This window comes from Streptacidiphilus sp. PAMC 29251 (assembly GCF_054208735.2).
On record NZ_CM135725.2, the window covers coordinates 4,613,715 to 4,639,576 of the forward strand.

Sequence of the window (25,862 nt, forward strand, 5' to 3'; positions counted from 1 at the left end):
GCCCATGCCCCAGCATCCCGACGCCGAGCTCGCCGCCGCCCTCCTGGAGCGCTGGACGGCCCTGCTGGACCGCGTCGCAGCCCCCGGTTCGGCGCCCTCCGCCGGCTTCGGCGACGAACTGCTGCGCCGCTGGTCGGAGCCGCAGCGGCGGTACCACACGCTCAGCCATCTGGCCGCGGTCCTGGACGGGGTCGACGAGCTGGCCGAGCTGGCCGAGGACGCCGACGCGGTCCGGCTGGGGGCCTGGTTCCACGACGCCGTGTACGCGCCGGACCGCGCCGAGAACGAGGAGCGCAGCGCGAGGCTCGCCGAGCGGGTCCTGCCGGAGGCGGGGGTGCCGGCCGCGGTGACGGCCGAGGCGGCCCGGCTGGTGCGCCTGACGACCGGTCACGACCCCGCGCCGGGCGACCGCAACGGCGAGGTGCTGTGCGACGCGGACCTGGCCGTCCTGGGCCGCAGCCCGGCCGCGTACACCGCTTACGCGCTGTCGGTACGGGAGGAGTACGCCTTCGTCCCCGACGAGGACTTCCGGGCCGGACGCGCGGCCGTCCTGGAGCAGCTCCTGGCACTGCCGACGCTGTTCCGCACGCCTGTCGCCAAGAAGCGCTACGACGCAGCCGCCCGGAGCAACCTCACCAGGGAACTGGACACTCTGCGCCCGTAGTAGGCAGGTGGCCAGCCAGGCAGCTACCTGGGGGCGCGGGGAACTGCGCGAACAAGTGCCCCTACAGACGTGCACCTTTCCGCCGCCTCAGCCCTGCCGCGGTAAGCCTGGCGACGACCTCACGGCTCCGCACAGGCACCGCCCCCGCCGCCACCGCCGCCTCGTACAGACGTTCAGGAACGTCATAGTGGTCGCGTTCGAACCCCCGCTCGGGAATGTCCAGCCGCCGCGCGAACGCATGCAGCTCCTCGAAGGAGACGTCGCTGACGAGGTGCGACCACAGTCGCCCGTGCCCCGGCCAGGCCGGCGGGTCGATCAGGATCATGCCTCGAGCGCTCCGACCGCGGCGATCACAATGCCCTCCTTCTCGCACACCCAGTGCGGGTCAGGACCCAGCTCCGGATCCACGCTGAGCGCCTGCAGCTCCCCCTCGACCGCGCAGGACCCGCACAGCGGCCAGCGGCCGTAGGCCTCCAGCAGGGCGTCCTGGATGTCCTGGGCGACCAGCCCCAGCAGGAACCCGGCGCCGTCCGGCCACTGCTCCACCCACCAGCGGCGCTGCGCCACCGCGTCCTCCAGCAGCGAGACGACCGCGGCGTCGGCGATGTCGCGGGTGGTCAGGTCGCGGAGCACGCCCGCACGGGCGGTGTGGAGGGCGGATTCGATCCCGGGGTTCGAGCTTTCGGCGGAGTCCATCCCCCCATTGTCCCAAACCCGGCAAGCCCCAGGACATCGCCGGCCCCCGGGACACAGCAAAGCGGCCCTCCCCTCAACAGGGAGAGCCGCCTCGCACGCGGGTACTACTGATCCGACCGGCAGGTCAGGATCAGAAGTCCATGTCGCCGCCCGGCATGCCGCCGCCGCCGGCAGCGGCACCGGCCTTCTCGGGCTTGTCGGCGATGACCGCCTCGGTGGTGAGGAAGAGCGCGGCGATGGAGGCCGCGTTCTGCAGGGCGGAGCGGGTGACCTTGGCCGGGTCGATGATGCCGGCCGCGATCAGGTCCACGTACTCGCCGGTCGCGGCGTTCAGGCCGTGGCCGTAGGGCAGGTTGCGGACCTTCTCGACCACGACGCCGCCCTCGAGGCCGGCGTTGAAGGCGATCTGCTTGATCGGGGCCTCAAGGGCGACCTTGACGATGTTGGCGCCAGTGGCCTCGTCGCCCTCCAGCTCCAGCTTCTCGAAGACCACCGAGGCCTGCAGCAGCGCCACGCCGCCACCGGCGACGATGCCCTCCTCGACGGCCGCCTTCGCGTTGCGAACGGCGTCCTCGATGCGGTGCTTGCGCTCCTTGAGCTCGACCTCGGTCGCGGCGCCGGCCTTGATGACGGCCACGCCGCCCGCGAGCTTCGCCAGGCGCTCCTGGAGCTTCTCGCGGTCGTAGTCCGAGTCGCTGTTCTCGATCTCGGCGCGGATCTGGTTGACCCGGCCGGCGACCTGGTCGCTCTCGCCGCCACCGTCGACGATGGTGGTCTCGTCCTTGGTGATGACGACCTTGCGGGCGCGGCCGAGCAGCTCCAGACCGGCGTTCTCAAGCTTGAGGCCGACCTCCTCGGAGATGACCGTGCCACCGGTGAGGATGGCGATGTCGCCGAGCATGGCCTTGCGACGGTCACCGAAGCCCGGAGCCTTGACGGCGACGGACTTGAAGGTGCCGCGGATCTTGTTGACGACCAGGGTGGAGAGCGCCTCGCCCTCGACGTCCTCGGCGATGATCAGCAGCGGCTTGCCGGACTGCATGACCTTCTCCAGGATCGGGAGCAGGTCCTTGACCCCGCCGATCTTGGAGTTGGCGATCAGGATGTAGGGGTCCTCGAACGAGGTCTCCATACGCTCCAGGTCGGTGGCGAAGTACGCCGAGATGAAGCCCTTGTCGAAGCGCATGCCCTCGGTGAGCTCGAGCTCCAGACCGAAGGTCTGCGACTCCTCGACGGTGATGACGCCTTCCTTGCCGACCTTGTCCATCGCCTCGGCGATGAGCTCGCCGATCTGGGGGTCAGCGGCGGAGATGGAGGCGGTGGAGGCGATCTGCTCCTTGGTCTCCACGTCCTTCGCCTGCTCGAGGAGCTGGGCGGAGACGGCGGCGACGGCCTTCTCGATGCCGCGCTTCAGCGCCATCGGGTTGGCGCCGGCGGCGACGTTGCGGAGACCCTCGCGGACGAGCGCCTGGGCGAGCACGGTGGCGGTGGTGGTGCCGTCGCCCGCGACGTCGTCCGTCTTCTTGGCGACCTCCTTGACGAGCTCGGCACCGATCTTCTCGTACGGGTCCTCGAGCTCGATCTCCTTGGCGATGGAGACACCGTCGTTGGTGATCGTGGGGGCGCCCCACTTCTTCTCCAGGACGACGTTGCGGCCCTTGGGGCCGAGCGTGACCTTGACAGCGTCGGCGAGCTGGTTCATCCCGCGCTCAAGGCCGCGACGAGCTTCCTCGTTAAACGCAATGATCTTGGCCATGGAAGTGGTCCTCCCGGACAGGGTGGCTGCGTGTGGACCGCGCTGGCGCCCGCGACGGACGGCCCCGACCTACGACGGTCACTTCCCGTCGCGTCCGGAGCCTCACCTACCCGGCCCGTTGTCACTCTCTACCTCAGAGTGCTAACGCCAATGATTAGCACTCTCACCCCTTGAGTGCAAGGTGCGGCCCTTCAGGGCCTCGATGAGGGGTGGCGGTCGGGCGACGGGTGGGAGCAAGCAGATGTCTCACTCGGACCCCGGGAACGCCCGTGGGCCCGCCCTCCGAGAAGGAGTGCGGGCCCACCGAAAAGCGTCTCGACGATCGCTCGACCGAGCGGTCACACCACGCGGACCATGTCCGCCTGCGGACCCTTCTGACCCTGCGAGATCTCGAACTCGACCCGCTGGCCCTCCTCGAGCGACCGGTAGCCGTCCATCTGGATCGCGCTGTAGTGGACGAACACGTCCGCACCACCGTCGACCGCGATGAAGCCGTATCCCTTCTCCGCGTTGAACCACTTGACGGTGCCCTGAGCCATTCCGTACTCCCCTATTACTGGCCCTTTCACGGACCGCACTCCGCGGACCGGATCGAGCGCCCACGCTCTGCGCGACGCTTGACCGACGCTGAATGTATCCACTCAGATGCCCTCCGCAACAGGGCGCACGGCGGAGAATTCTCAGCCGGTATTAAGGGGCAGAGCAGTGCTTATGCCAACAAAGGGCAGCAAAGCGCTCCGGGCATAGCGGACCTGAAGGACAAATCGCTTCAGGATTTCTCGGCGAACCCGTGGGGGCGCGGCAGCCCCTTGGGCTGCAGGTGGTGGCAGATACCGGAAGAGAAGGGGTTTGAATACCGCGCGGACCGCGCGGCCTGCCTCAACCGGAAGCCACTCTACCGCTGTCCCGGGAAAGCAAGAACCGGGGTGCCCTCCTGATGGAGGAAGGCACCCCGGCTTTTGTCAGGCGGCGGAACGAATGAAATCAGCCACCGGCCACGGCGGGAATGATCGACACCGCGCCGCCGTCGGCGATCACGGTTTCCAGGCCGTCGGCGAAACGCACGTCGTCGTCGTTCACATACACATTGACGAAACGTCGCAGCTTGCCGCTGTCGTCGAGGATGCGGCCGCCGATCCCGGCGTGGTGGGCCTCCAGGTCGGCGATGACAGCGGCGAGGGTGGCGCCCTCGGCCTTCACCTCGGCGGCGCCGCCGGTGTAGGTGCGCAGGATGGTCGGGATGCGGACGGAGACGCTCATGCGAGGCCAGCCTCTCGGAAGGAGTCAAGGGTGGGGCGGATGGTGGCGGACAGGCCGGTGGTGGCTTCCACCGCGTCCAGGGTCTTCAGGCCGTCGCCGGTGTTGAGGACCACGGTCTCGACGGCCGGGTCGAGCAGGCCGTTCTTGATCAGCTTCTGCAGCACGCCCACGGTGACCCCGCCCGCCGTCTCGGCGAAGATCCCCTCGGTCCGGGCCAGCAGCTTGATCGCGTCCACGACCTCCTCGTCGTTGACGTCCTCGACCGCGCCGCCGGTGCGCCGGCAGATGTCCAGCACATAGGGGCCGTCCGCCGGGTTGCCGATCGCCAGCGACTTGGCGATGGTGTTCGGCTTCTGCGGGCGGATCACGTCGTGGCCGGCCTTGAAGGCCACCGAGACCGGGGAGCAGCCCTCGGCCTGGGCGCCGAAGATCTTGTAGGGCTTGTCCTCGACCAGGCCGAGCGCGATCAGCTCCTTGAGCCCCTTGTCGATCTTCGTCAGCTGGGAGCCGGAGGCGATCGGGATCACCAGCTGGTCCGGCAGCCGCCAGCCCAGCTGCTCGCAGATCTCGTACGCCAGGGTCTTCGAGCCCTCGCCGTAGTACGGCCGCAGATTGACGTTGACGAAGCCCCAGCCCTCACCGGCCGGGTCGCCGATCAGCTCCGAGCAGAAGCGGTTCACATCGTCGTAGTTGCCCTCGATGCCGACCAGCTCGCCGCCGTACACGGCAGCCATCACGATCTTGCCCTGCTCCAGGTCCTGCGGGATGAACACGCAGGAGCGGAGCCCGGTGCGGGCGGCGGCGGCGCCCACCGCTCCGGCCAGGTTGCCGGTGGAGGAGCAGGAGAGGGTGGTGAAGCCGAAGACCCGGGCGGCCTCGACGGCGATCGCGACGACCCGGTCCTTGAAGGAGTGGGTCGGGTTGCCGGAGTCGTCCTTGACGTACAGGCCGCCGGTGACGCCCAGCTCGCGGGCCAGGTTGTCGGCCTTGACCAGCTTGGTCCAGCCGGGGTTGATGTTGGGCCTGGTCGCCACGTCCGCGGAGACCGGCAGCAGCGGCGCGTAGCGCCAGATGTTCGCCGGGCCCGCCTCGATCCGCGCCCGGAGCGCCTCGGGGTCGCCGCTCGGCAGCTCGTAGGCCACCTCAAGGGGCCCGAAGCACTCGGTACAGGCGAAGTCGGGGGCGAGCGGGGTCCGCGCACCGCACTCCCTGCAGGACAGGGCGACGGCGGGACCGAAAGACTCGGGTGTGACAGTTACAGCAGCCATGATGGCGAGGCCCTCTCTCCTCATCTTCCCCGCGACGCGTTTCGCCGCAGGACGGAATTGGCACCTTCCCCACCAGGGCCTTGACGGCTGTAGCTGGCAGGAGGGTTGCCGGGACTTCAACGGGCCGTTCCCTCAGTCCCTCTGGATGAGCTCTATGGCGACCGGTCGCAGCCGGACCGCGTTTGTGCTCCGGCGCTTGGATACTGTGGTCGCACCGGAGTGGAGCTGACGACGTGTGTCCACCGTGCGGCGGACGCGTGTCATCCCCAAGACTGTAACCGAAGCGACGCCCGCGATCACTGGGCGTCCGCGAGACGAGACGCGCATCACGGCCCGTGTCACACCAGAGGAGTCCTGTGCTTGACGAGGTCGCGGACTGGCTGCGCCACCGCTCCTGGGCGGCCGCCGACCGCTCGCTGCCCGAGCTGCTCGCCGCCAAGCGGGCGAGCGGCAGCACCGTCAGCGTGGTGCTGCCCGCGCTGGACGAGGAGGCCACGGTCGGCGGGATCGTGTCCGCCATCCGCCGCGACCTGATGGACGCCGTGCCGCTGGTGGACGAACTGGTCGTGGTCGACTCCGGCTCCGGCGACCGCACCGCGCAGGTCGCCGCCGACGCCGGGGCCCGGGTGGTGCACCGCGACTCGATACTTCCCGAGCTGCCGGTGCTGCCCGGCAAGGGCGAGGTGCTGTGGCGCTCGCTCCTCGCCACCAGCGGCGACATCGTCTGCTTCATCGACGCCGACCTGCGCGAGTTCGACTCCGCCTTCGTCTCCGGCATCGTCGGGCCGCTGCTCACCGAGCCCGAGGTGGCCTTCGTCAAGGCCATGTACGACCGGCCGCTGGAGACCGAGGACGCGGTCATCCCGGCCGGCGGCGGACGGGTCACCGAGCTGGTCGCCCGCCCGCTGCTGAACCTCTACTGGCCGCGGCTGGCAGGTTTCGTCCAGCCGCTCGGCGGCGAGTACGCGGCCCGGCGCTCGCTGCTGGAGCGGCTGCCCTTCCCCACCGGCTACGGCGTGGAGCTGGGCCTGCTGGTGGACGCCCTGGAGCTGGCCGGGCTCGACGCCCTGGCCCAGGTGGACGTCGGCGTCCGGCACCACCGGCACCAGGACGCGCAGGCCCTCGGCCGGATGGCGGCCACCATCCAGCTCACCGCGCTGGACCGGCTGGTCCGCAGCAACCGGATCAAGGCCGCGGACGACCTGGCCACCCCGAGGCTCACCCAGTTCACCCGCACCGCGGCCGGATTCACCCCCACCACCGCGGACATCCCGGTCACCGACCGGCCACCCATCGTCACGCTGACCGCGAACGACGTTTGACCCGGTCACGAGTAGGCAAGGCTGAGCACCATGGTCACAGCTAGTCCGGCATCGATTCTGCTCGCCTCCAACCGGGGTCCGATCTCGTTCACCGTCGAGGACGACGGCACCCTCACCCCACGCCGGGGCGGCGGCGGGCTGGTCTCCGGGCTGAGCGCCATCGGCGACGAGGTCGACTCGGTCTGGGTCTGCGCCGCGCTGTCGGAGGGCGACCGCGCCGCGACCCGGCAGGGTCTGGACGACCCCTCGGTACGGATGCTGGACATCGACCCGGGCACCTTCGCCCGGGCCTACAACGGGATCGCCAACTCGACCCTCTGGTTCGTCCACCACCTGATCTTCAACACCCCGACCACCCCGGTCTTCGGCAGCTCCTTCCGGCGCGAGTGGGCCTCCTACGAGGCGTACAACACCGCCTTCGCCGAGGCCCTGGCCGAGAACGCGGCGCCGGGCGCCACCGTGCTGGTCCAGGACTACCACCTGTCACTGACCCCCCGGCTGCTCCGCGAGCTGCGGCCCGACCTGCGGATCGGGCACTTCTCGCACACCCCCTGGGCCCCGCCGGACTACTACCGGCTGCTGCCCGACGACGTGGCCCGGGACGTGCTGGCCGGGATCCTGGGCGCGGACCACGCCGGGTTCCTCACCCGGCGCTGGGCCGGCGCCTTCGCCGACTGCTGCGAGGCGATCCTCGGCGCCGACGTCGACCGGGACGCCCTCACCGTCACCTACAAGGGCCGGACCACCCAGCTCGGGGTGCACGCGCTGGGCGCGGACGGCGACTTCCTGCGCGAGCGGGCGCACCGTCCGGACGTGGACTCCCGGCTGGCCTCGCTGCGCGAGGCGGTCGGCGACCGGAAGACCGTGGTCCGGGTGGACCGGACCGAGCTGTCCAAGAACATCGTCCGCGGCCTGCACGCCTACCGGCACCTGCTGCGGACCCGCGACGAGTGGCTGGACCGGGTCGTCCACATCGCCTTCGCCTACCCCTCCCGGCACGACCTGCCGGAGTACCGCGAGTACACCGCCTCGGTGCTGCGGGTGGCCCAGGAGATCAACGACGAGTTCGGCACGCCGACCTGGCAGCCGGTGATGCTGCAGGTGGACGACGACTTCGCGCGCTCGCTGGCCGCGTACCGGCTGGCCGACGTGGCGTTGGTGAACCCGATCAGGGACGGCATGAACCTGGTCGCCAAGGAGGTCCCGGTGGTCTCCGACCAGGGCTGCGCCCTGGTCCTCTCCCGCGAGGCCGGCGCCTACGAGGAGCTGGGCCAGGACGCCATCGTGGTCAACCCCTACGACATCATCGCCACGGCGGAGGCCCTGCACACCGCCCTGACCATGCCGGAGCAGGAGCGCACGGCCCGCAGCCGGCGGCTGGCCGCGGCGAGCACGGCGCTGCCGCCGTCGGCCTGGTTCCTGGAGCAGTACCAGGCCCTGACGGAGGATCAGAAGGGCTGAGCTATTGCGAGGTTATTTCGAGCAGGAGTAGTTGAAGGTGGCGGAGGCGGAGTGGTCACCGGGCTCGGTGATCTCCACCGTCGCCGTCGCCTGCAGATTGCCGCGGCCCTGAACGGTCCAGTGGAACGGCAGCGACACCTGGTGCACCCCCGAGGGGACGGTCCTGGTCTGCATCCCGTCGTCCTCGCCGTCACTGCGGAGCCAGCGGTACTGGATCTTCCCGGAGCCGCCGTTGGTGTTGACCACGGCGTTGATCTGCTCGGTGCCGTCGCAGGCCAGGGCGGCCGGGCTGGTGGTGACCTTGACCGAGCTGATGGCCAGCGGGGTGGCGAAGTGGTTCCACAGCAGGAACGCGACCACCCCGAGGAAGACCAAGGCGGCCAGCAGGAAGCCGCCCAGCAGCCGCTTCTTCGGCTTCTTCTCCTCGGCGCCGGCAGCGGCGCCGGCCGGGCCGGCGCCTTGCCAGACGGCCATGGTCCGCGCGGTCTTGGGGTCGGGCACGCCCGGCCCGAACCTGATCAGACTCTCAGCGGGCGGCTCAGCGCCGGGCGCGGGCGTCGGCGAGAACACCGTCGGCGTCGCCTCATACGCCGGCATCGGCGCGCCGTACCCGTACCCGCCGCCCCCACCCAGCTGCACGGTCGAGGTGTCCGGCGGGGGCGCAGGCTCATACTGCGGCCGCAGCCGAAAAGTGCCGTCCTGCGGAACGGCGTCGTAGGGGGTGTCTTCCGGGGTGGTCATCCGATTACCTCGCAGTACAGAACGACGCTGGCGTTGGACCAGAGGAAGTTGGGATCATCGGGGATCGAGTGCGAGAAGACCTGCTGGCTGGCGCACCCGTTGGCCAAGGTGACAGCGGTGAAGCCGTCGGCCAGGAGGAGTTTCTGCGCCGAGGCGAGCGTGTAGCGCTCGGTCAGGACCGGGAACGCCAAGCAGGCGTAGGTGCGTGACGAGAAGCTCACCTTGCTGGTCTTGGGCACCGAGGTACCGGCACGCAGGCTCTGTGCGTAGACCCCGGCCGGGGCGGCGGCAGTGCACGTCTGAGCCAGGGTGTAGGTGATGTTGTCCTTGGCGAAGCCGACCCTGACCAGCGTCGCCTGGGCGGTGCCGGTGGCCAGACCGTTCAGGTTGGGAACGGTGACCTTGGGGACCGGGGGGACCGTGGTCGGCGGGGCCTTGGTCGGCGGCGTCGTGGGGGCCTTCGTTGGGGCCTTGGTGGTGGGGGCGACCGTCACCGGCCCCCCGCCGGCCGGCGCGGTGGTCGGGGGCACCACCGTGGGGCTCACCGAGGCGGTCGGGGTCGCCGAGGGGGTCGGGGTCGTACTCGGGGTGGGCGTCGGCACCGGGGTCGGGGTGCCGCTCGGGGTGAATGACGTGATCGCGGTGGGGACCGGGTCGGCGACGGTCTTGGTGTGGCCGTTGCCTATCGCGCCCGAGGCGTACCCCCCGCCGAGCAGGGCCAGCAGCAGGGTTCCGGCCACACTGCCGACCAGCACCCGCTTGCGGATCAGCCGACCGCCCGACTTGCCCACGGCTCCGACACCCCCCAGGACCGTCGTCGCCACCGCCGTGGAGCCGTCCGCAGCGACACCCCCCGCGGAGGGGAACAGCAGCGGCAGCAACGCCGCCAACGCGGCCAGCTTCCGCTGGCCGGTCTCCTCCCAGCCCTCGCCGTAGGCGACCCCCGCGACCGACTCCAGCTCCGCGACGAACGCCGCCGCACTGCTGGGCCGCTCCTCGGCGGTCTTCGCCAGGCCGTGCCGGATCAGCGGGCGGACCGCCTCCGGCGCCAGCTCGTCCGGGATCGGGGCAGTGGTGTGCTGCACCACCAGCTCGGCGAACTCGGTGCCCGGGTACGGGCGCTTCCCGGTCAGGCACTCGAAGAAGGTGGCCGTCGCGGCGTAGACGTCCGCCGCCGGCGTGGCCGGGTCACCGGCCCACTGCTCCGGGGCCATGTACGGCGGGGTGCCGGCGATGCCGACCGCGTCGCCGGTCTTCACCGCGATGCCGAAGTCCACCAGCTTGGACGAGCCGTCCGCCGCGACCAGCACGTTCTCCGGCTTGTAGTCGCGGTGCACCACGCCCATCGCATGCGCTGCCGCAAGACCCAGCAGCGAGCCCTTGAGGACCACCAGCGCGGCCTCGGGGCCGGTCGCCCCGGCCTGCCGCAGCAGCGCCCGCAGGGCGATGCCGTCGACCAGCTCCATCACGATGGCGGCGCCGAGCGGCCCTTCCACGTACTCCCAGAGCCGCACCACGTACGGCGTCTCCAGGTCTCCGAGCAGCCGTGCCTCGTCGCGGAACTCCGCCAGGAAGTCCGCGTCGGCGCGGAGTTCCTCGCCGAGGTACTTGATGGCGACCGCCATGCCGGTCTCATCGTGCAGCGCCAGCACCACGCGCCCGCTGGCGCCCGAGCCGAGTTCTCGCGTGTGCCGGTATCCGGGAACAACCCATTCCATGCTCCTACTACCCCCTGTTTGACTTCCGCCCCGCGCTACAGCGCGAGGATTCCGGCTGCGCCTACGGCACGGGGGCTTCGCCCCGCAGGTGTACGCGGCGCCGGTGGTTGGCGCTTCGCGGACCGGCTGACGCCGAAGTCTCCACGCCCTGACACCGCATGCCCTGCGGCGTTTTGGTACTTGTCGAGGATGTTCTTCGCCGCGTTCACGTCGGCGTGCGCCAGGTGGCCGCAGGACGTGCACTCGAAGGCCGCTTGGCTCTCGCGGTTCTTCGGGTCCACGTGCCCGCACGGATTGCACGTCTGCGACGTGTACGCGGGATTGACCAGTACGACTGTGGTCCCGGTGTACCGGGCGGCGTTGCGCAGGGCGAGTTCGAGCAGGTGCCACCCCTTGTCCAGGATGACCCGGTTCAGGCCCCGCTTGGCAGCGACGTTGACGCCAGGAGCGTTCACTGTCCCGGCCGCGCTGCGGGTCATACTCTTCGTTCGAAGGTCTTCCAGGACCACCACGGCATTGTCCGTGGCGAGGCGGTTCGCGGCGTACGCGCAGAAATCCGCGCGCCGGTCCCGCACACGACCGGTGATGGCGTTGATCGCCGCGACGTTGGCCCTACGCCGGTTACTGCCGCGCTGCTGCCGCGCCAGTCTCTGCTGCAGCCGTCGCAGCCTGCCACATTCGCCGACAGTGGTGAACTTCCGGTCAAGGAACCGGTTGTCGGACGTTGTCGCGGCGACCTTCACACCCCGGTCCACGCCCACGGCCGTGGAGGGCATCGCGTGCTCATCCGGCGTAGCGCGGCCGTCATCGACCAGAAATGAGACGTGCCAGTGCGCGCCCGACCGGGAGACGGTCGCCGACCGGACCTCACCTCCGAGCGGTCGGGAGCAGCGGAACCGAACCCAACCCAACTTCGGGAGTTTCGCCCGGCCCCACTTGCGGCCGATGCGTTCCACTGTGATCAGCTTGCCCATCGGAAATCGGAACGAGGGCGACCAGCGCGCCTTCGCACGCCAGCGAACCTTGAACGTCCCGTGGGTCCGGCACGCCCTGTCCAGATCCTTGAGGGTCTGCTGCAAAACATGGGACGGTGCCTCGGCGAGCCAGGGGAACTCACGCTTCGCGTCGGCCATCTCGGCGCACTGGGGCACATAGTCCATCCACGCATCGCGCCTGCGGTACATCCGGCGCTGTTCGAGCGCGGTGTTCCACACGCTGCGGCATACGTCACCGAACGTCTCGGCCTGAACAGCCTGAGCATCAGTCAGTTCAAGTCGGTACCTGCGGCCCGTCAGCATAGAAACACCCCCCTTCGGTCACCGTAGCGCAGGCCACTGACAACGCACGGACCTCCGCCGCTGCACAGCTCCGAGCCAAGGACGGGCCAATCCCGGCCGAGGCCGGGGCTTGCGCTCAGGAGTCCCGGCCATTGGGAAGGTAGCGCCTGGGAGGTCTCCACGGGGTCTTCGAAATGTCACCGTTATCCGACAGAACACGCTTCGTTGACGGATGGTCAGTCTACGTACTACTTCATCCGCCCAGTGCTTCGGCCAGGGCGTTGATCAGTGCCACCACACCCTCGGGCCCGGGGACGATCAGGTCGGCGCGGTCGGCCAGGGCGCGGACCGGGGGCTCTCCCGTGGTCGGGGCGCTGCACACCAGCAGGGCGTCCATCCCGGCCGAGGCCCGCAGCCCGTCCACCGCCGCGAAGGCGGCGAGATCGCCGAGGTCGTCGCCGGCGAAGAGAACGCTTCCCACCTCGTGCTCGCGCAGGAAACCGGTCAGGGCGACGCCCTTGTCCATGCCGGGGGGCCGCAGTTCCAGCACCATCCGTCCGGGCTCGACCGCCAGCCGATGCCGGGCGGCGGCCGCCCGCAGCGGGGCGTCCAGCGCCGCCAAGGCGGCGTCGGGCTCGGCGGCGCGGCGGGTGTGGACGGCGAGGGCATGGCCCTTGTCCTCCAGCCACACCCCCTCCGGCGCGGTGGCGAGCAGCCCCGGCAGCTCGGCCCGCAGCGCGGTGACGCCGGGGTGCTCGGCGGGGGCGTGCAGCTCGCCGGTCGCGGCGTCCCAGCGCTCCAGCCCGTAGTGGCCGAGGACGGTGAGGTGCTCCAGGCCCGGCGCCCCGGCGAAGCCGGCGTACTCCACCGCGGTGGCGGCGGGGCGTCCGGTGACCACCACCACCGCGGCCAGCCGCGGGGCCAGCCGGGCCAGCGCGGGGACCACGCCGGGGTGGGCCCTGGCCTGCTCGGGGTCGGCCACGATGGGCGCGAGCGTCCCGTCGAAGTCGAAGCCGGCGACGGCGCGGGCGGGGTCCTTGAGCAGCGCGGCGAGCCCGGCTGCGCCGGCGGTGGTGCTCGGTTCAATGACGGCCATGCGTTCGAGCCTATCGGCGCGAGCGCCGCGCCTCCCGCAACCTCCGCAGCCGGTTGACCAGCACCGGGTCGTGCACCAGCGCGGCCGGGCGGTCGAGCAGGCCGTTGAGCAGCTGGTAGTAGCGAACCGGGGCCAACCCCAGCTGCTCCCTTATCGCCGCCTCCTTCGCCCCGTCGGTGCGCCACTGCCGGGCCTCCAGCGCCAGCACAGCCCGGTCCCGGTCGGTGAGTTCGTCCACCTGCTCCAGCCCTCCTGCAGCCCTCCCGCGGCCCTCCCGCTCCCGGGCCCCGCTACGACCTGTCATTCTGCCGCGCGGGTACGACAGACTGTGCCGCTGCCCCGCCGCCGCCCCCAGCGGTTAGCGTCGAGGCCATGACCAGCATGAGCAGTTTCGCCGTACACATCCCGGACGCGGAGTTGGAAGCCGACCCGCTCGACCCGGAGCAGATCATCGAGGGCGCCCCCGAGGTCTCCGGCAAGGTGCTCTGGGAGTCCGAGGACGGCAGCCAGATCCGCGGAATCTGGCAGATCACCCCGGGCACCGTCACCGACACCGAGGCCAATGAGCTTTTCGTCGTGGTCAGCGGCCGGGCCACGATCGCGGTGCAGGGCGGCGACACCTTCGACGTCGGCCCCGGCGACGCCTGCGTCCTGCGCGAGGGCGACCGCACGGTCTGGACCGTGCACGAGACCCTGCGCAAGGCGTACCACATCAGCCTCTGAGCCGGAGAAGCAGAAGGAGGGGTCGCCCCCAGCGGGGTGCCCCTCCTCTGCTGTGCCGAGGTGCTACTTGACCGAGCCGGCCGTCAGGCCGGAGACGACCTTGCCCTCGATCAGGGCGAACAGGATGATCACCGGGATGGTGGCGATCACCGAGCTGGCGAACAGGTGCTGCCAGTCGGTCGAGTACTGGCCGATGTAGGTGGAGGTCTTGACCGTCAGCGGCTGGTGGTTGACCGAGGTGGTCAGCGTCAGCGCGACGACGAACTCGTTCCAGGCGGCGATGAAGGTGAAGATCAGCGCGGTGACCAGGCCGGGCATCGCCAGCGGGATGATCACCCGGAACATCGCGCCGACCCGGCTGCAGCCGTCCACGATCGCGGCCTCTTCGATCTCCTTGGGGATCGCGCTGAAGTAGGCGTTGAGGATCCACACCGCGAAGGCCATGTTGAACCCGGCGTTCACCAGGATCAGCGACCAGACCGAGTCAATCAGGTTGAACTGCAGGAACTCCCGGTAGATTCCGACGATCATGGCGGTGGGCTGGAACATCTGGGTGACCAGCACCAGCAGCAGGAAGAACCGCTTGCCGCGGAAGTTCCGCCGGGCGGTGTAGTACGCGGCGGGCACGGCCACCAGCAGCACCAGCAGCGTGGCGCCGATGGCGATCTCCAGGCTGACCCCGAGGTTGGTGCCGAGGCCGGTGTCGCCCTGCCCGGCGGACCAGACGTTGGTGAAGCTGGAGAAGCTGAAGTGGTGCGGCAGCAGGTCCCGGTCCTTGAGCTCATTGGACGGACGCAGCGCCGTGATGATCATTTCCAGGTACGGCAGCAGGAAGATGACACCGATCAGGTATGCGGTGCCGGCGATCAGCACGGTGCGCAGCTTCGGCGTCTTGCGCTTGCTGCCGTCGCTCTTCCGACCGGAGGGAACGGGCACCCGCGCGGGTGCGGTCTGGGTGGTCATCTGTCAGTCCTCCGCGGAGTTCCACTTGGACGCCCGCAGGAAGAGCAGGACGATCACGATGATGAAGCCGAAGTTGACGACCGACATCGCTGCGGCCTCGCCGATGTTCGACGACTTCAGGGTGTACATGAAGATCGTGGTGGTGGCCGTCTGGTCGCCGGGGCCGCCGCCGGTCATCTCCCAGATGATCGGGAACGAGTTGAAGACGTTCATCACGTTGATCAGGACCGCCACCAGCAGCGCGGGGCGCAGCAGCGGCAGGGTGACGGACCAGTAGGTCCGGAACGGGGAGGCGCCGTCCAGCTTCGCGGCCTCGTACACCTCGGCCGGGATCGACTGCAGGCCGGCCAGCAGCGCGTAGGTGGTGAAGGGGACCGAGACGAAGACGGCGACCAGGATCGCCCAGCCGAAGGCGTAGGTCGGGTTGCCGAGCCAGTCGGCGTTGCCGGCGTTGAAGCTCTTGAGCAGGCCCAGGTCGTGCAGCAGCACGTTGAAGGCGCCGTTGCTGGGGTCGAGCATCCAGCGGAAGACGATCGAGGTCATCACCACGGAGGCGGCCCAGGGGGCGATCAGCGCCCAGCGGGCCACCCGGCGTCCGGGGAACTCCTTGTTGAAGAGGTTCGAGACGGCCAGCGAGACCAGCAGGGTGATCGCGACCACGGCCACCACCCAGAGCACGGTGCGCAGCAGCACGCCGGGGAGGTCGGTCTCGTCGAACAGCTTGGTGAAGTTGGTCCAGCCCGCAGAGCCCATGTCGCCGCCCAGGGAGCCGAAATGCCTCCGGGAGGTCTGGAACATCGCGACGACCGGCCAGATCACCACAAAGAGGATGAGGCCGGTGGCCGGGGCGATCCAGGGCAGCGGTTCGAGCGCCCGCCCCAGCCGCCGCAGCGGGCTCATCGTGGTCCGCGACACCGAGGGGGCCTCCCCCGGACCGGGCGCCGCACCTGGCGCGTCGGCATGAGTCGTTTGGGTCATGGTCTTCTCCATCGGTGCGCGCCGGAGGCCGGCGCAGCGAACCTGCTCGCTGCGCCGGCCTTCAGCAGTGCGGATCAACTAGTTGCTGGTGGCGGACTTCTGGAGGTCGCCCAGAACCGTGGCCGGGTCGGTGCCCTGAGCAGCGGTACCGATGTCCTTCTTGACCAGCGCGGAGAGGCTGTTCCAGTTGGTCTGGTTCGGGTAGACCACGGCGTTGGGGACGGTGGCCAGGAAGCCGGCCGCGACCGGGTTGCTCGCGGAGATCGCGGTCGACGCGGAGGTGGTGGCCGGGAGCAGGTTGTACTCGTTGTCGAACTGGATCTGGTACTTGTCGGAGTACGCGAAGTCCAGGAACTTCTTGATCTCCGCGGCGTGGCCGCCGGCCTTGAACGCGGTGATGTCGTCGTGGACGGCGAGCGACTTGGTCAGCGGGCCGGACTTGCCGGGCATCGTGGTGACGCCCCAGTCCGCGGCCTGCAGCTTGCCGGCCTTGGTGATGCCGCCGATGAGCGAGCCGGAGCCGCCGGCCATGCCGACCTGGCCGGCCGCGAAGTCGTCCCAGATGGTCTGGCGGTTGGTGGTGGCCGGGCTGGGCTGGGTGTCCCCGGCCTTGACCAGACCGGTCAGGAACTTGAAGGTGTCGATGTTGGCGGGCGAGTTGATCGCGTACTTGTTGGAGTCGTCGACGTAGCCGCCGCCGTTGCCCAGCATCCAGATGTAGGACTCGGCCTGCGCCTCCTCCGAACCCAGCGGCAGACCGTAGCCGATGGTGCCGTTGCCGAGCGCCTTGATCTTCGCGGCGTCGGTCTGCAGCTCGGCCCAGGTGGTCGGCGGGGCGGCGATCTTCGCGGCGGCGAACAGCTTCTTGTTGTAGAAGAGGGCGCGGGCGCTGGTGGTGAACGGGGCGCCGTAGGCGGTGCCGGAGGCGTCGTCCTCCTGCTTGGCGAAGACCGGGATCAGGTTGCTGATGGTGCTGGCGGACATCACGTCGCTCAGCGGGTACAGCAGGCCGTTGGCGGCGAGCTCCTGGGGGGCGTCGCCCTCGAGGATGTCCGGGTACTGCTTGTTCTGGATCTGGGTGGCGACCTGGCTCCAGTTGTCCCAGGCGATCGTCTGCACCTTGACGGTGATCGTCGGGTTGGCCGCGTGGAAGGCGTCGGCGATGCCCTGCCAGTAGGTCTGCGAGCTGTCCGGGCCACCGGCGGTGCCGTAGTCGGCAGCAAGAAGCTTGATGGTGGTGGCGCCACCGCTTGCGGCGGGCTTGGAGGAGGAAGAGGAGCTGCTGCCGCAGGCCGTCAGGGCCATGGCGCCGACGACGCCGATTGCAGACAGGGCAAGCACACGACGCTTCACTAAAACTACCGCCTTCGCAGATGCGAACCCGGTCCTGGCCGGGTTCGAATGTGAGTCCCAGGTCGGCAGCAACCACCGGATGGCGTAAGAGAACCCGCCCCACTCCGACTGGAAGACCTGCCGTCCCCGCTATGGGCGTCAGTCTGTCCGCGTGGCGCTCAAGAGGTCTACACCATTTACCGAATAGCTGGACTTCGTTGCAGCCTGTGCAACGACTATTTGGACATATCGCTGTATTTTCCATCAGCTAAACCCATCCGACGAGGGCTCAGGTGTCGAAAAGTAACGACAGAAAAGGTTCTTGTGGTGAATTTTCTGGAACACCCTTGCGGAATCGAGGGGCCGATGACCTGCGGTTCCACTTGGTCTAGACCACAGCGCCCGGCAATTCGGCATCTCCGCAGCTCAGCGCATTGTCACAATCCGTAGTCGAGTGACGACAAATCTGTCCATTACCCCCGCCGAGCTGCCCTTCTGGGCCTGGACCAGACCAATCCGCAAACTGGACTAGACCTCTGATCCCTCGTACAGGGAGACTGTCCCCCGTGAAGCACGTCATCGCACTCGATGTCGGCGGGACCGGCATGAAAGCCGCACTCGTCGCCCAGGACGGCACCCTCCTGCATGTGGAGCGCCGTTCGACCGGCAGGGAGCACGGGACCGACGCGGTCGTCGCGACGATCCTGGACTTCGCCGCGCACCTGCGCGACGAGGGCCTGCGCCGCTACGGAACGGCCGCCTCGGCGGCCGGCGTCGCCGTGCCCGGCACCATCGACGCGGAGCACGGCATCGCCGTGTTCTCCGCGAACCTGGGCTGGCGCGACCTCCCGATGCGGCAGCTCCTGAGCGCACGGCTCTCCGACCACGGGGAGGAGGTGCCGGTCGCGCTCGGGCACGACGTCCGCACCGGCGCCCTGGCCGAGGCCAGGATCGGGGCGGGGCGGGGCATCGACCGCTTCCTCTTCATGGCCCTGGGCACCGGCATCGCCGGCGGCATCGGCATCGACGGGCGGATCGAGGCCGGGGCCCACGGCAACGGCGGGGAGATCGGCCACATCATCGTCCGTCCCGGCGGGGAGCTGTGCGGCTGCGGGGCGCGGGGCTGCCTGGAGACCGTGGCCTCGGCCGGCGCGGTCACCCGGGCCTGGGCCGCCGCCAGCGGCGACCCGGCCGCGGACGGGGCCGACTGCGCCCGGGCCGTGCAGGCCGGGGACAGGCGCGCGATCAGGGTCTGGTCCGAGGCGATCGCGGCGCTGGCCGACGGGATCGTCTTCGCCCAGAGCCTGCTCGACCCCCGAACAGTCATCATCGGTGGCGGCCTCGCCGAAGCCGGTGACACGCTGTTCACACCCCTGCGCGAGGCGGTCCAGGAACGGATCACGTTCCAGGTGCCGCCCGTGCTCGTACCGGCGATGCTCAAAGACACCGCCGGATGCCTGGGCGCAGGGCTGCTCGCCTGGGATCTGCTCTCACTGGAGGTGACCGCGTGAGCAACGCGGACCGCACTGTGCTGGCCGGGGCCAGGCTCGTCCTGCCCACCGGCGTCGTCGACAACGGACGGCTGACCATCGAGAACGGCCGGGTCGTCGAGGTCCGCAGCTCCGAGGTCGGCGGCGCCGGGACCGACGCGGCCGACGACGGCACCACTCCCCCGGTCGGAGCAGCCCCACCGCTCGACCTCACCGGCTACACCGTGGTCCCCGGCTTCGTGGACATGCACGTCCACGGCGGCGGCGGCGCGTCCTACGCCTCCGGCATCGCCGCCGAGGCCCTGGTCGCCGCCAGGACCCACCTGGAGCACGGCACCACCACCACCGTCGCCAGCACCGTCACCGGGGAGATCGACGAGGTCTGCCGGCAGGCATCGGTGCTCAGTGAGCTGGTCGAGGACGGGGTGCTGGCCGGGGTGCACTTCGAGGGCCCCTTCATCAGCATCAACCGCTGCGGCGCGCACCAGCCCGACCTGCTCCGCGACCCGGACCCGGCGCTGGTCCGCAAGCTGGTGGACGCCGCCCGCGGCACCGCCAAGATGGTCACCCTGGCCCCCGAGCTGGACGGCGGCATCGAGTCGATCCGGCTGCTCAAGGAGCTGGGCGTGATCGCGGCGATCGGCCACACCGACGCCCGCTACGACAAGGTGCTGGACGGCATCGAGGCCGGCGCCACCGTGGCCACCCACCTCTTCAACGCCATGCCCGGCATCGCCCACCGCGCGCCGGGCCCGATCGTGGCGCTGCTGGAGGACGAGCGGGTCACCGTCGAGCTGGTCGGCGACGGGGTGCACCTGCACCCCGCGGTGATCGACCTCGCCATCAAGGGTGCCGGCCTCGACCGGGTGGCGCTGATCACCGACGCCATGTCGGCGGCCGGCTTCGGCGACGGCCTCTACCCGCTGGGCCCGCTGCAGGTGCGGGTCGAGGACGGGGTGGCCCGGCTGGTCGAGGGCGGCTCCATCGCCGGCAGCACGCTCACCCTGGACGTGGCCTTCCGCCGCGCGGTGGCCCTGAACGGCCTCTCCCTGGTCCGCGCGGCCCAGGTGCTGTCGCTGAACCCGGCCCGGCTGCTCGGGGTGGACGACCGGGTCGGCTCGATCGAGGTCGGCAAGGACGCGGACCTGGTGGTCCTGGACGAGGCCAACGAGCTGGTCGCGGTGATGCGCAAGGGCGAGTGGATCGTCGGCGCGGACGTGTTCCAGGTCCCGGCCCGGGTCTGACCGCGAACGCAGCAGGGCCCGGTGACGCTGCTGCGTGACCGGGCCCTTGTGCGTCGCGGCGCTGCTTCCAGGCGCTGCTTCCAGGTGCTACTTCCAGGTACTGGGACGGCTGCTGGAGTCGGTGGGCGGGGTCAGCGCCAGCTGGTCCAGGTTGAAGTTGCAGGCCACCGGGGGGGTGCAGGTGATGGCGATGGTGTTCTGGCCCTTCTGCAGCGAGACCCCGCTGTAGGAGCTGAACCAGGAGTCCCAACTGCCCTTGCTGCCGTAGTCCTTGAGCCCGATGGACCGGCTGGAGGAGGCCTTCTGGTTGACCGTCACCATCGCGCCGGAGTCCTGGCCGGTCGCGTTGGCGTAGTGGACCCAGAGGAAGTAGCTGCCCTTGGCCGGTGCGTCGACGGTCCAGGTGACGGTGGCGCCGGGGGTGGTCATCCCGTCCACGAAGGTGCCGCCCGCGCTGAGGGCGTTCTTGTGGTCGGTGTTGGTCTTGGCCCCGCCGGACAGGGTCAGCGTCGCGGCGTCGACCGGGGCGACGATCCCGGTGGTCGGCGCCACCGAGGGGGTCGTCGAGGCGGAGGCGACCGGGGGCAGCGCGGCCGGGGCCGAGCTGCTGGCGGCACCGGTCTTGCCGGCATTGCCGGACTTGTCGGGACTGCCGCTGAACGCCACCACGCCGATGACCACCACGACCGCGACGCCCACGCCGATCGCGCCGAACATCACCCCGCGGCTGCTGCCCCGACCGCCGCCGGCGGCCCTGGTCCCGGCCCGGCCCCCGCCTGGCGGCGGGGTCGCCTTGGCCGGCGCGGCACCGGGCCCGGCCTGGTACGGCGAGGCCTGGTACGCCGAGGGCTCGCCTGCCGGGCGGTACTGCGCCGTCGGCTGGTCCTGGTGCGGCAGCTGCGGCTGCGGCTGATAGCCCTGCGGGGCCTGCTGCGGGGCCTGCTGCTGTGGCTGGCCGTACTGGGTCCGGCCGACCTGGGTCGCCTGGTGGTACGAGGTACGCGGCACACCGGGCAGCGGGGCAGTCTCCTGCACCGACGACCCGTCCGCACCGCCCTCGCCCCGGTAGAGGTAGGCGAACGGGTCGTCGTCCTCGGCACGCCGTGGTTCTCGGACGACATCGAGATCTCAACTCCCCAGGGGTGGCAGACCGTCCGCTCCCGCTCGGGCGGAGGAAGGTCAACGTACATGATCATTTGTCTGCGCCGCGCCCGGGTTGGCCTGATCCGGCGGACACACGTGTCAACGCACACTACCTGGCTCCGGTGACACTCAGGTAAGTACGGGATGAGCCGCCGGGGAACCCGGGTCAGCCCGCCCGGCGGTGCGAGCGGTTGCCGGTGCCGGGCTGGCGGCTGCCGCCGGCCGCGCCGGCCCTGGCCCGCTTCTCCAGGTACATCCGCTCGTCGGCGGTGTGCAGCACCTCGTCGATGGACATCCCGCAGCCGGCCCAGCCGATGCCCAGACTGACCCCGACCCGCACCGCGCGGCCGTCCACCCGCATCGGCGGGATGATCGCCGTCCGCAGCCGTCCGGCCAGGTCCTTGGCCTCGTCCCGGCCCACGCCGTCGGCCAGCACCACGAACTCGTCGCCGCCCAGCCGGGCCACCGTGTCACCCTCACGGACGACGTGCTGGAGCCGCCGGGCGACCTCGATCAGCACCGCGTCGCCCGCATTGTGGCCGAAACGGTCATTTATCGACTTGAAACCGTCCAGGTCGCAGAACAGCACCGCAAGCCCGCGCCCGCCGCGGCCCTCGGCGGCGGGGTCGTCCGGCAGCATCGCGTGCACGTGCTCGAAGCCGCCGTCGAAGGGGCCCCCGCCGTGCGGCACCGGCTGGTAGCCGTGGGCGCCGCTGCCGAAGGTCCCCAGCGCGCCGGGGCCACTGCCGGAGCCCGCGGTGACCGCCTGCCGCTCCTCGCCGCCCTGCGGCTGCTCGCAGAGCCGCAGCGTCAGCCGGGCCCTGAGCTCGGCCGCGTTGGGCAGCCCGGTCAGCGCGTCGTGGCTGGCCCGGTGCGCGAGCTGCAGCTCGTGGCGCTTGCGGTCCTCGATGTCCTCGATGTGGGTGAGCAGGAAGCGCGCGCCCTCCTCGGTGTCGGCGACCACCGAGTTCCGCAGGTAGACCCAGAGGTAGCCGCCGTCGCGGCGGGCCAGCCGCACCTCGGCCCGGCCGTTCTCGGCGGAGACCCGGCGCAGCAGCCCCTCGTCCTCGGGGTGCACCAGGTCCTCGAAGCTCTGCCGCTGCAGCGAGGTGCGGGGGCGGCCGAGCAGCCGGCACAGCGCGTCGTTGACCCGGGTGAGCTTGCCGCGCTGGGCGCCGTGCAGCTCGGTGATGGCCATCCCGCTGGGGGCGTACTCGAAGGCCTGCCGGAAGCTCTCCTCGCTGGCCCGCAGGGTGTGCTGCTCGCGCTCCAGCCGGACCAGGGCCCGCTGCATCTCGGCGCGCAGCCGGGCGTTGCCGATGGCTATCCCGGCCTGCTGGCTGAACATCTCCAGCGACTCGCGGGTCCACTGCCCGGGTCTGCGTCCGCTGCGCGGCCGGTCCACCGAGAGCACGCCGAGCAGTTCGCCGCCGAGGCTGTACATCGGGGCGAGCAGGACGTCGTCCGGGTGCCAGGGGTGACCTGGGGGCCGGCGGCCGGCGAGAGGCCGTCCCGGACTCCGCCACCCTCCCAGTTGGGCAGGTCGGCGGAACGGGCCCAGCTGCGCTCGTGCGGGACGAAGACCAGCGAGCCCCAGACCTCGCCGACGTTGAGCAGCCGGTTCCAGGAGTCGCGGGAGCCGATCTGGCCGAGCAGGGAGTCGATGCCGGACCCGTGCCCGGCCCCCTCGCCGTGCTCGGCCTCGGTGTCGTGCTCGCCCTCGCTCCAGACCGCGGCGACGACCAGATCCCCGTCCGGGCGGACCAGGTTGACGACGGCGCTCTCGAAGCCGAGGCCGGTGACCGCGCCCTCGACCACGGCCTGCAGCGTTCCGGCCAGGCTGCGGGCGGCATTGAGGTCCGCCACGACCCGGTGCAGTGTGCGCAGGGTCGCGAGACGGACGTACGGCTCCGACTCGGGGTCCATCACGCACTCCCTCCGTGACAGTGGCAGATTCGGGATTCCAGTCATGCCTATCGTCCGATTGCCAAGCAAACTGAATCACAGGGAGCACATCAATAGGCACGCTGGGTCAGCAAATGAACGTCACTTGTGACCCAACTCACACAACTGATCAGCCCTGATAAGCAGTTCATCTGGGGCAAACCCGGCCAATCCCCTTCTGGGACCCTCCCCCGATCCGGCTTCAGGCGCCAAGAACTGAAGTCATCATCGCGCCACCACGGCTCCCGCGTTCACCCCTGGGGGCGAAAATTCGCGTTTCGCCCACACATGAAGCCCACTTCCCCCACTTCCCGACGCCAAGCCCCGGCCCGACGCCCTCCTAGGACCATCGATGTGGGCAGGTATACACCGCTGGTCCGATGCGGTCGACGGGTGGGCGAAGATACCGTGCGTTACGTGTACAACGCCGCGCACCCTTCCCCGACCAGTCCCAGCACCGGCCCTGCCGCCGCCGCAGAGGCCCTCCAGGCGACCCCTGAGGAGTTCCGGACCGCCCTGAGCCACCTCGCCTCGGGGGTGGTGCTGCTGACCGCGCACGACCCCGAGGACGGCCCGCGCGGCGAGGACGTGGGAATGACCGCGACCGCGTTCCTGTCGGTGTCGCTGGATCCGCCGCTGGTGATGGTCTCGGTGCGGGAGGACTCCCGGATGGAGGAGACGCTGACCCGGATCGACCGCTGGGCGGTCTCGGTGCTCGGCGCCGACCAGCGCACCGCGGCGGCCCGCTTCGCGATGAAGGGCAGGGTCAGCGACCGGCTGCTGTTCGCCGACCTGCCGCACCGGCGCGGGGACGCCTCGGGGGCGCCGCTGGTGGACGGGGCGCTGGCGACCGTGGAGTGCCGCACCGAGCAGCGGATATCCGCCGGGGACCACGTGCTGCTGATCGGCCGGGTGCTCTCGGCCGAGGTCGCCGCGGCCGAGGGCAGCCCGCTGCTCTACTTCCGCGGCCAGTACCGGCAGCTGGGCTGAGGGCTCGGCAGCTGGGCTGAGGGCCCGGCAGCCGGGCTAGTCGAAGTTCTTGCCGGAGCGCCCGCGCTTCACGTCCGCGCGGCGCTTCTTGTCGGTGAGCCGGCGCTCCACCATGCCCCGACTCGGCTTGGTCGCCCGCCGGGTCCGCGGCGGCGGGGCCACCGCGTCGCTCAGCAGGGCCCCCAGCCGCACCGCGGCGGCCTCCCGGTTCCGCCACTGCGAGCGGTGCTCGGAGGAGCGGACCACCAGCACCCCGCCGTCGACCAGGCGTCCGGAGAGCCGCTCCAGGGCGCGGTCCTTCCAGACCTGGGGCAGCACCGCGGAGCCGACGATATCGAACATCAGCTCGACCTGGGTGTCGGAGGTGTTGACATGCTGACCGCCCGGGCCGGACGAGCGCGAGAAACGCCACAGCAGCTCGGCGTCGGGCACGACGACCGAGCCGCGGACGCGGACGGGAATGGACATACCCCCATGATCCCTGCTCCGGGGCCCCGCCCGCCAGAGGATTTCGCACGTACGAACGCCCGCACGACCGGCTCAGCCCGCCGTGGGACCATCGACCGGTGATCGACCTCGGCTACTCGCTGTCCAACCGCTTCCCCGACCCCCGCAGACCGACTACCGCAGCGTCGGCGCCCGCCCGCTGCGGCACGACCTGTTCTGCGGCGACATCCACCTGGAGGGCGAGGGGGTCGACCTGTCCACAGCCTGGGGATGGGTGCCGGTGCTGGACTTCGCCTGGGCGCTCTGCGACATCGTCGAGGAGATCGACCAGGACCCGGCCGGGGCCCGCGGCTCCCGGCTGCAGCAGGCCGACCTGGACTTCACCGAGTCCGCCGACCTGCTGCGGTTCAGCCGCCGATTCAACTGGGTCGAGATCCACGCCGAGTGGGTGGACCGGCCCCCGATCACCGTGCGCCACCCGGATCTGCGCCGGGAGGCCCGCGACTTCCTGCAGGACCTGATCGCCGACCTCGCGGACCTGCACGAGGGCTTCGCGGACAACGCGACGGTGTGGGAGGTCCAGGCCCGTTTCCCGCGCATCGGATAGCCCCCGAGAAACCGGACATTCCGGGGAACCGTAAGAGGTGCCTCCCGCGTTCTTACCGGCGAAGCACCTGAGCGGCAGACTGTGGCCGCAAGAATGCGCGTATCCGGAAGAGCAACGCAGGAACAGGAAGGGGCTCCACCATGCCGGTAAGCCTGTCCAAGGGCGGAAATGTCTCCCTCACCAAGGAGGCTCCCGGTCTCACGGCCATCATCGTGGGTCTGGGCTGGGATGTTCGCACCACCACCGGGACGGACTTCGACCTGGACGCCAGCGCCATCGTCCTGGACGCTTCGGGCAAGGTCCTCTCGGACAAGCACTTCGTGTTCTTCAACAACACCGCCACGCCGGACCAGACCGTGGTCCACACCGGTGACAACGTCACCGGCCAGGGTGACGGCGACGACGAGCAGATCAAGGTGAACCTGGCCGGTCTGCCGCCCGAGGCGGACAAGATCGTGTTCCCGGTCTCCATCTACGACGCCGAGAACCGCAGCCAGAACTTCGGCCAGGTCCGCAACGCCTTCATCCGCGTGCTGAACCAGGCCGGCGAGGCCGAGATCGCCCGCTACGACCTCACCGAGGACGCCGCGACCGAGACCGCGATGCTCTTCGGCGAGATCTACCGCAACGGCGCCGAGTGGAAGTTCCGCGCCACCGGCCAGGGCTACGCCTCCGGCCTGGCCGGCATCGCCGGCGACTTCGGCGTCCGCCTCTAGTCAGCCACCGGGACGGGCCGCCCGGG

24 protein-coding genes, 2 pseudogenes and 1 riboswitch are annotated in these 25,862 nt (G+C 70.4%); of the genes and pseudogenes, 9 read left to right on the forward strand and 17 right to left on the reverse strand.

Annotated elements, in window-relative coordinates; genetic code table 11:
• Positions 1-4 precede the first annotated feature (4 nt).
• Entirely contained in the window at positions 5-664 is a 660-nt protein-coding gene (locus ACXKR8_RS21565) for an HD domain-containing protein (protein ID WP_458275052.1), read from the forward strand.
• Between the two features lie 61 nt (positions 665-725).
• Here ACXKR8_RS21565 and ACXKR8_RS21570 read toward each other — a convergent pair whose 3' ends face one another.
• The 6 genes from ACXKR8_RS21570 to thrC form a co-directional block, all read right to left on the reverse strand.
• Positions 726-989, reverse strand: a complete 264-nt coding sequence (locus tag ACXKR8_RS21570) for a DUF4031 domain-containing protein (RefSeq protein WP_458274514.1) — start codon at positions 987-989, stop codon at positions 726-728.
• Positions 986-1,360 carry a hypothetical protein gene (locus tag ACXKR8_RS21575; protein ID WP_458274515.1) on the reverse strand — a complete coding sequence of 125 codons (375 nt, stop codon included), beginning with the start codon at positions 1,358-1,360 and terminating at the stop codon, positions 986-988. Before ACXKR8_RS21575 ends, ACXKR8_RS21570 begins: the two co-directional genes overlap by 4 nt.
• 130 nt (positions 1,361-1,490) lie before the next feature.
• On the reverse strand, positions 1,491-3,116 hold the full coding sequence (gene groL / locus ACXKR8_RS21580; protein WP_458274516.1) for a chaperonin GroEL: 1,626 nt from the start codon (positions 3,114-3,116) through the stop codon (positions 1,491-1,493).
• A 338-nt stretch (positions 3,117-3,454) separates the two neighbouring features.
• Positions 3,455-3,655 carry a cold-shock protein gene (locus ACXKR8_RS21585; protein ID WP_030255564.1) on the reverse strand — a complete coding sequence of 67 codons (201 nt, stop codon included), beginning with the start codon at positions 3,653-3,655 and terminating at the stop codon, positions 3,455-3,457.
• Positions 3,656-4,100: 445 nt separating this feature from the next.
• Complete coding sequence (locus ACXKR8_RS21590; RefSeq protein ID WP_458274517.1) at positions 4,101-4,376, reverse strand: MoaD/ThiS family protein; 276 nt, start codon at positions 4,374-4,376, stop codon at positions 4,101-4,103.
• Positions 4,373-5,668: a threonine synthase gene (gene thrC, locus ACXKR8_RS21595; protein WP_458274518.1), complete on the reverse strand. Its 1,296-nt coding sequence runs from the start codon at positions 5,666-5,668 to the stop codon at positions 4,373-4,375. The genes ACXKR8_RS21590 and thrC overlap by 4 nt, the downstream gene beginning before the upstream one ends.
• Positions 5,662-5,796, reverse strand: a riboswitch (SAM riboswitch). Its footprint overlaps the gene before it by 7 nt.
• 204 nt (positions 5,797-6,000) lie before the next feature.
• On the opposite strand from thrC, the gene ACXKR8_RS21600 reads away from it, so the two are divergent.
• The gene (locus ACXKR8_RS21600) at positions 6,001-6,966 is read left to right on the forward strand and encodes a glucosyl-3-phosphoglycerate synthase (protein WP_458274519.1); all 966 of its coding nucleotides are present in this window, start codon (positions 6,001-6,003) and stop codon (positions 6,964-6,966) included.
• A gap of 30 nt (positions 6,967-6,996) precedes the next feature.
• Positions 6,997-8,427, forward strand: coding sequence for an alpha,alpha-trehalose-phosphate synthase (UDP-forming) (locus tag ACXKR8_RS21605; protein WP_458274520.1), 1,431 nt, complete (start codon positions 6,997-6,999; stop codon positions 8,425-8,427).
• Between the two features lie 12 nt (positions 8,428-8,439).
• Here ACXKR8_RS21605 and ACXKR8_RS21610 read toward each other — a convergent pair whose 3' ends face one another.
• From ACXKR8_RS21610 to ACXKR8_RS21630, 5 genes are all read right to left on the reverse strand, one after another.
• Positions 8,440-9,168: a hypothetical protein gene (locus tag ACXKR8_RS21610; protein WP_458274521.1), complete on the reverse strand. Its 729-nt coding sequence runs from the start codon at positions 9,166-9,168 to the stop codon at positions 8,440-8,442.
• Positions 9,165-10,886: a serine/threonine-protein kinase gene (locus tag ACXKR8_RS21615; protein WP_458274522.1), complete on the reverse strand. Its 1,722-nt coding sequence runs from the start codon at positions 10,884-10,886 to the stop codon at positions 9,165-9,167. The genes ACXKR8_RS21610 and ACXKR8_RS21615 overlap by 4 nt, the downstream gene beginning before the upstream one ends.
• Before the next feature lie 35 nt (positions 10,887-10,921).
• Positions 10,922-12,184 carry an RNA-guided endonuclease InsQ/TnpB family protein gene (locus ACXKR8_RS21620; RefSeq protein WP_458274523.1) on the reverse strand — a complete coding sequence of 421 codons (1,263 nt, stop codon included), beginning with the start codon at positions 12,182-12,184 and terminating at the stop codon, positions 10,922-10,924.
• A gap of 232 nt (positions 12,185-12,416) precedes the next feature.
• Positions 12,417-13,259 carry a trehalose-phosphatase gene (gene otsB, locus ACXKR8_RS21625; protein ID WP_458274524.1) on the reverse strand — a complete coding sequence of 281 codons (843 nt, stop codon included), beginning with the start codon at positions 13,257-13,259 and terminating at the stop codon, positions 12,417-12,419.
• Between the two features lie 10 nt (positions 13,260-13,269).
• A complete protein-coding gene (locus tag ACXKR8_RS21630; protein ID WP_458274525.1) occupies positions 13,270-13,563 on the reverse strand; it encodes a DUF3263 domain-containing protein in 294 nt (97 codons plus the stop codon).
• A gap of 68 nt (positions 13,564-13,631) precedes the next feature.
• On the opposite strand from ACXKR8_RS21630, the gene ACXKR8_RS21635 reads away from it, so the two are divergent.
• Entirely contained in the window at positions 13,632-13,982 is a 351-nt protein-coding gene (locus tag ACXKR8_RS21635; protein WP_458274526.1) for a cupin domain-containing protein, read from the forward strand.
• 63 nt (positions 13,983-14,045) lie between these two features.
• On the opposite strand, the gene ACXKR8_RS21640 is transcribed toward ACXKR8_RS21635, so the two are convergent.
• The 3 genes from ACXKR8_RS21640 to ACXKR8_RS21650 form a co-directional block, all read right to left on the reverse strand.
• Positions 14,046-14,945, reverse strand: coding sequence for a carbohydrate ABC transporter permease (locus ACXKR8_RS21640; protein WP_458274527.1), 900 nt, complete (start codon positions 14,943-14,945; stop codon positions 14,046-14,048).
• Positions 14,946-14,948: 3 nt separating this feature from the next.
• A complete protein-coding gene (locus tag ACXKR8_RS21645) occupies positions 14,949-15,923 on the reverse strand; it encodes a carbohydrate ABC transporter permease (protein ID WP_458274528.1) in 975 nt (324 codons plus the stop codon).
• A 78-nt stretch (positions 15,924-16,001) separates the two neighbouring features.
• Positions 16,002-17,264, reverse strand: a complete 1,263-nt coding sequence (locus ACXKR8_RS21650) for an extracellular solute-binding protein (protein ID WP_458274529.1) — start codon at positions 17,262-17,264, stop codon at positions 16,002-16,004.
• Between the two features lie 557 nt (positions 17,265-17,821).
• On the opposite strand from ACXKR8_RS21650, the gene ACXKR8_RS21655 reads away from it, so the two are divergent.
• Together ACXKR8_RS21655 and nagA are read left to right on the forward strand one after the other, a co-directional pair.
• On the forward strand, positions 17,822-18,766 hold the full coding sequence (locus ACXKR8_RS21655; RefSeq protein WP_458274530.1) for an ROK family protein: 945 nt from the start codon (positions 17,822-17,824) through the stop codon (positions 18,764-18,766).
• Positions 18,709-19,989: an N-acetylglucosamine-6-phosphate deacetylase gene (gene nagA / locus ACXKR8_RS21660; RefSeq protein WP_458274531.1), complete on the forward strand. Its 1,281-nt coding sequence runs from the start codon at positions 18,709-18,711 to the stop codon at positions 19,987-19,989. Before ACXKR8_RS21655 ends, nagA begins: the two co-directional genes overlap by 58 nt.
• 87 nt (positions 19,990-20,076) lie before the next feature.
• On the opposite strand, the gene ACXKR8_RS21665 is transcribed toward nagA, so the two are convergent.
• Both ACXKR8_RS21665 and ACXKR8_RS21670 read right to left on the reverse strand, forming a co-directional pair.
• Positions 20,077-21,024, reverse strand: coding sequence for a carbohydrate-binding protein (locus ACXKR8_RS21665; RefSeq protein ID WP_462100626.1), 948 nt, complete (start codon positions 21,022-21,024; stop codon positions 20,077-20,079).
• A gap of 274 nt (positions 21,025-21,298) precedes the next feature.
• Positions 21,299-23,058 (reverse strand): annotated as a pseudogene (locus ACXKR8_RS21670) (diguanylate cyclase domain-containing protein).
• 435 nt (positions 23,059-23,493) lie between these two features.
• Here ACXKR8_RS21670 and ACXKR8_RS21675 point away from each other — a divergent pair.
• Complete coding sequence (locus ACXKR8_RS21675; protein WP_458274534.1) at positions 23,494-24,066, forward strand: flavin reductase family protein; 573 nt, start codon at positions 23,494-23,496, stop codon at positions 24,064-24,066.
• A 36-nt stretch (positions 24,067-24,102) separates the two neighbouring features.
• On the opposite strand, the gene arfB is transcribed toward ACXKR8_RS21675, so the two are convergent.
• On the reverse strand, positions 24,103-24,534 hold the full coding sequence (gene arfB / locus ACXKR8_RS21680) for an alternative ribosome rescue aminoacyl-tRNA hydrolase ArfB (RefSeq protein ID WP_458274535.1): 432 nt from the start codon (positions 24,532-24,534) through the stop codon (positions 24,103-24,105).
• 98 nt (positions 24,535-24,632) lie between these two features.
• Between arfB and ACXKR8_RS21685 the strand changes: the two are divergent.
• Both ACXKR8_RS21685 and ACXKR8_RS21690 read left to right on the forward strand, forming a co-directional pair.
• A pseudogene (locus ACXKR8_RS21685) lies at positions 24,633-25,120 on the forward strand (hypothetical protein).
• Between the two features lie 140 nt (positions 25,121-25,260).
• Positions 25,261-25,836, forward strand: coding sequence for a TerD family protein (locus ACXKR8_RS21690; RefSeq protein WP_458274537.1), 576 nt, complete (start codon positions 25,261-25,263; stop codon positions 25,834-25,836).
• Positions 25,837-25,862 lie beyond the last annotated feature (26 nt).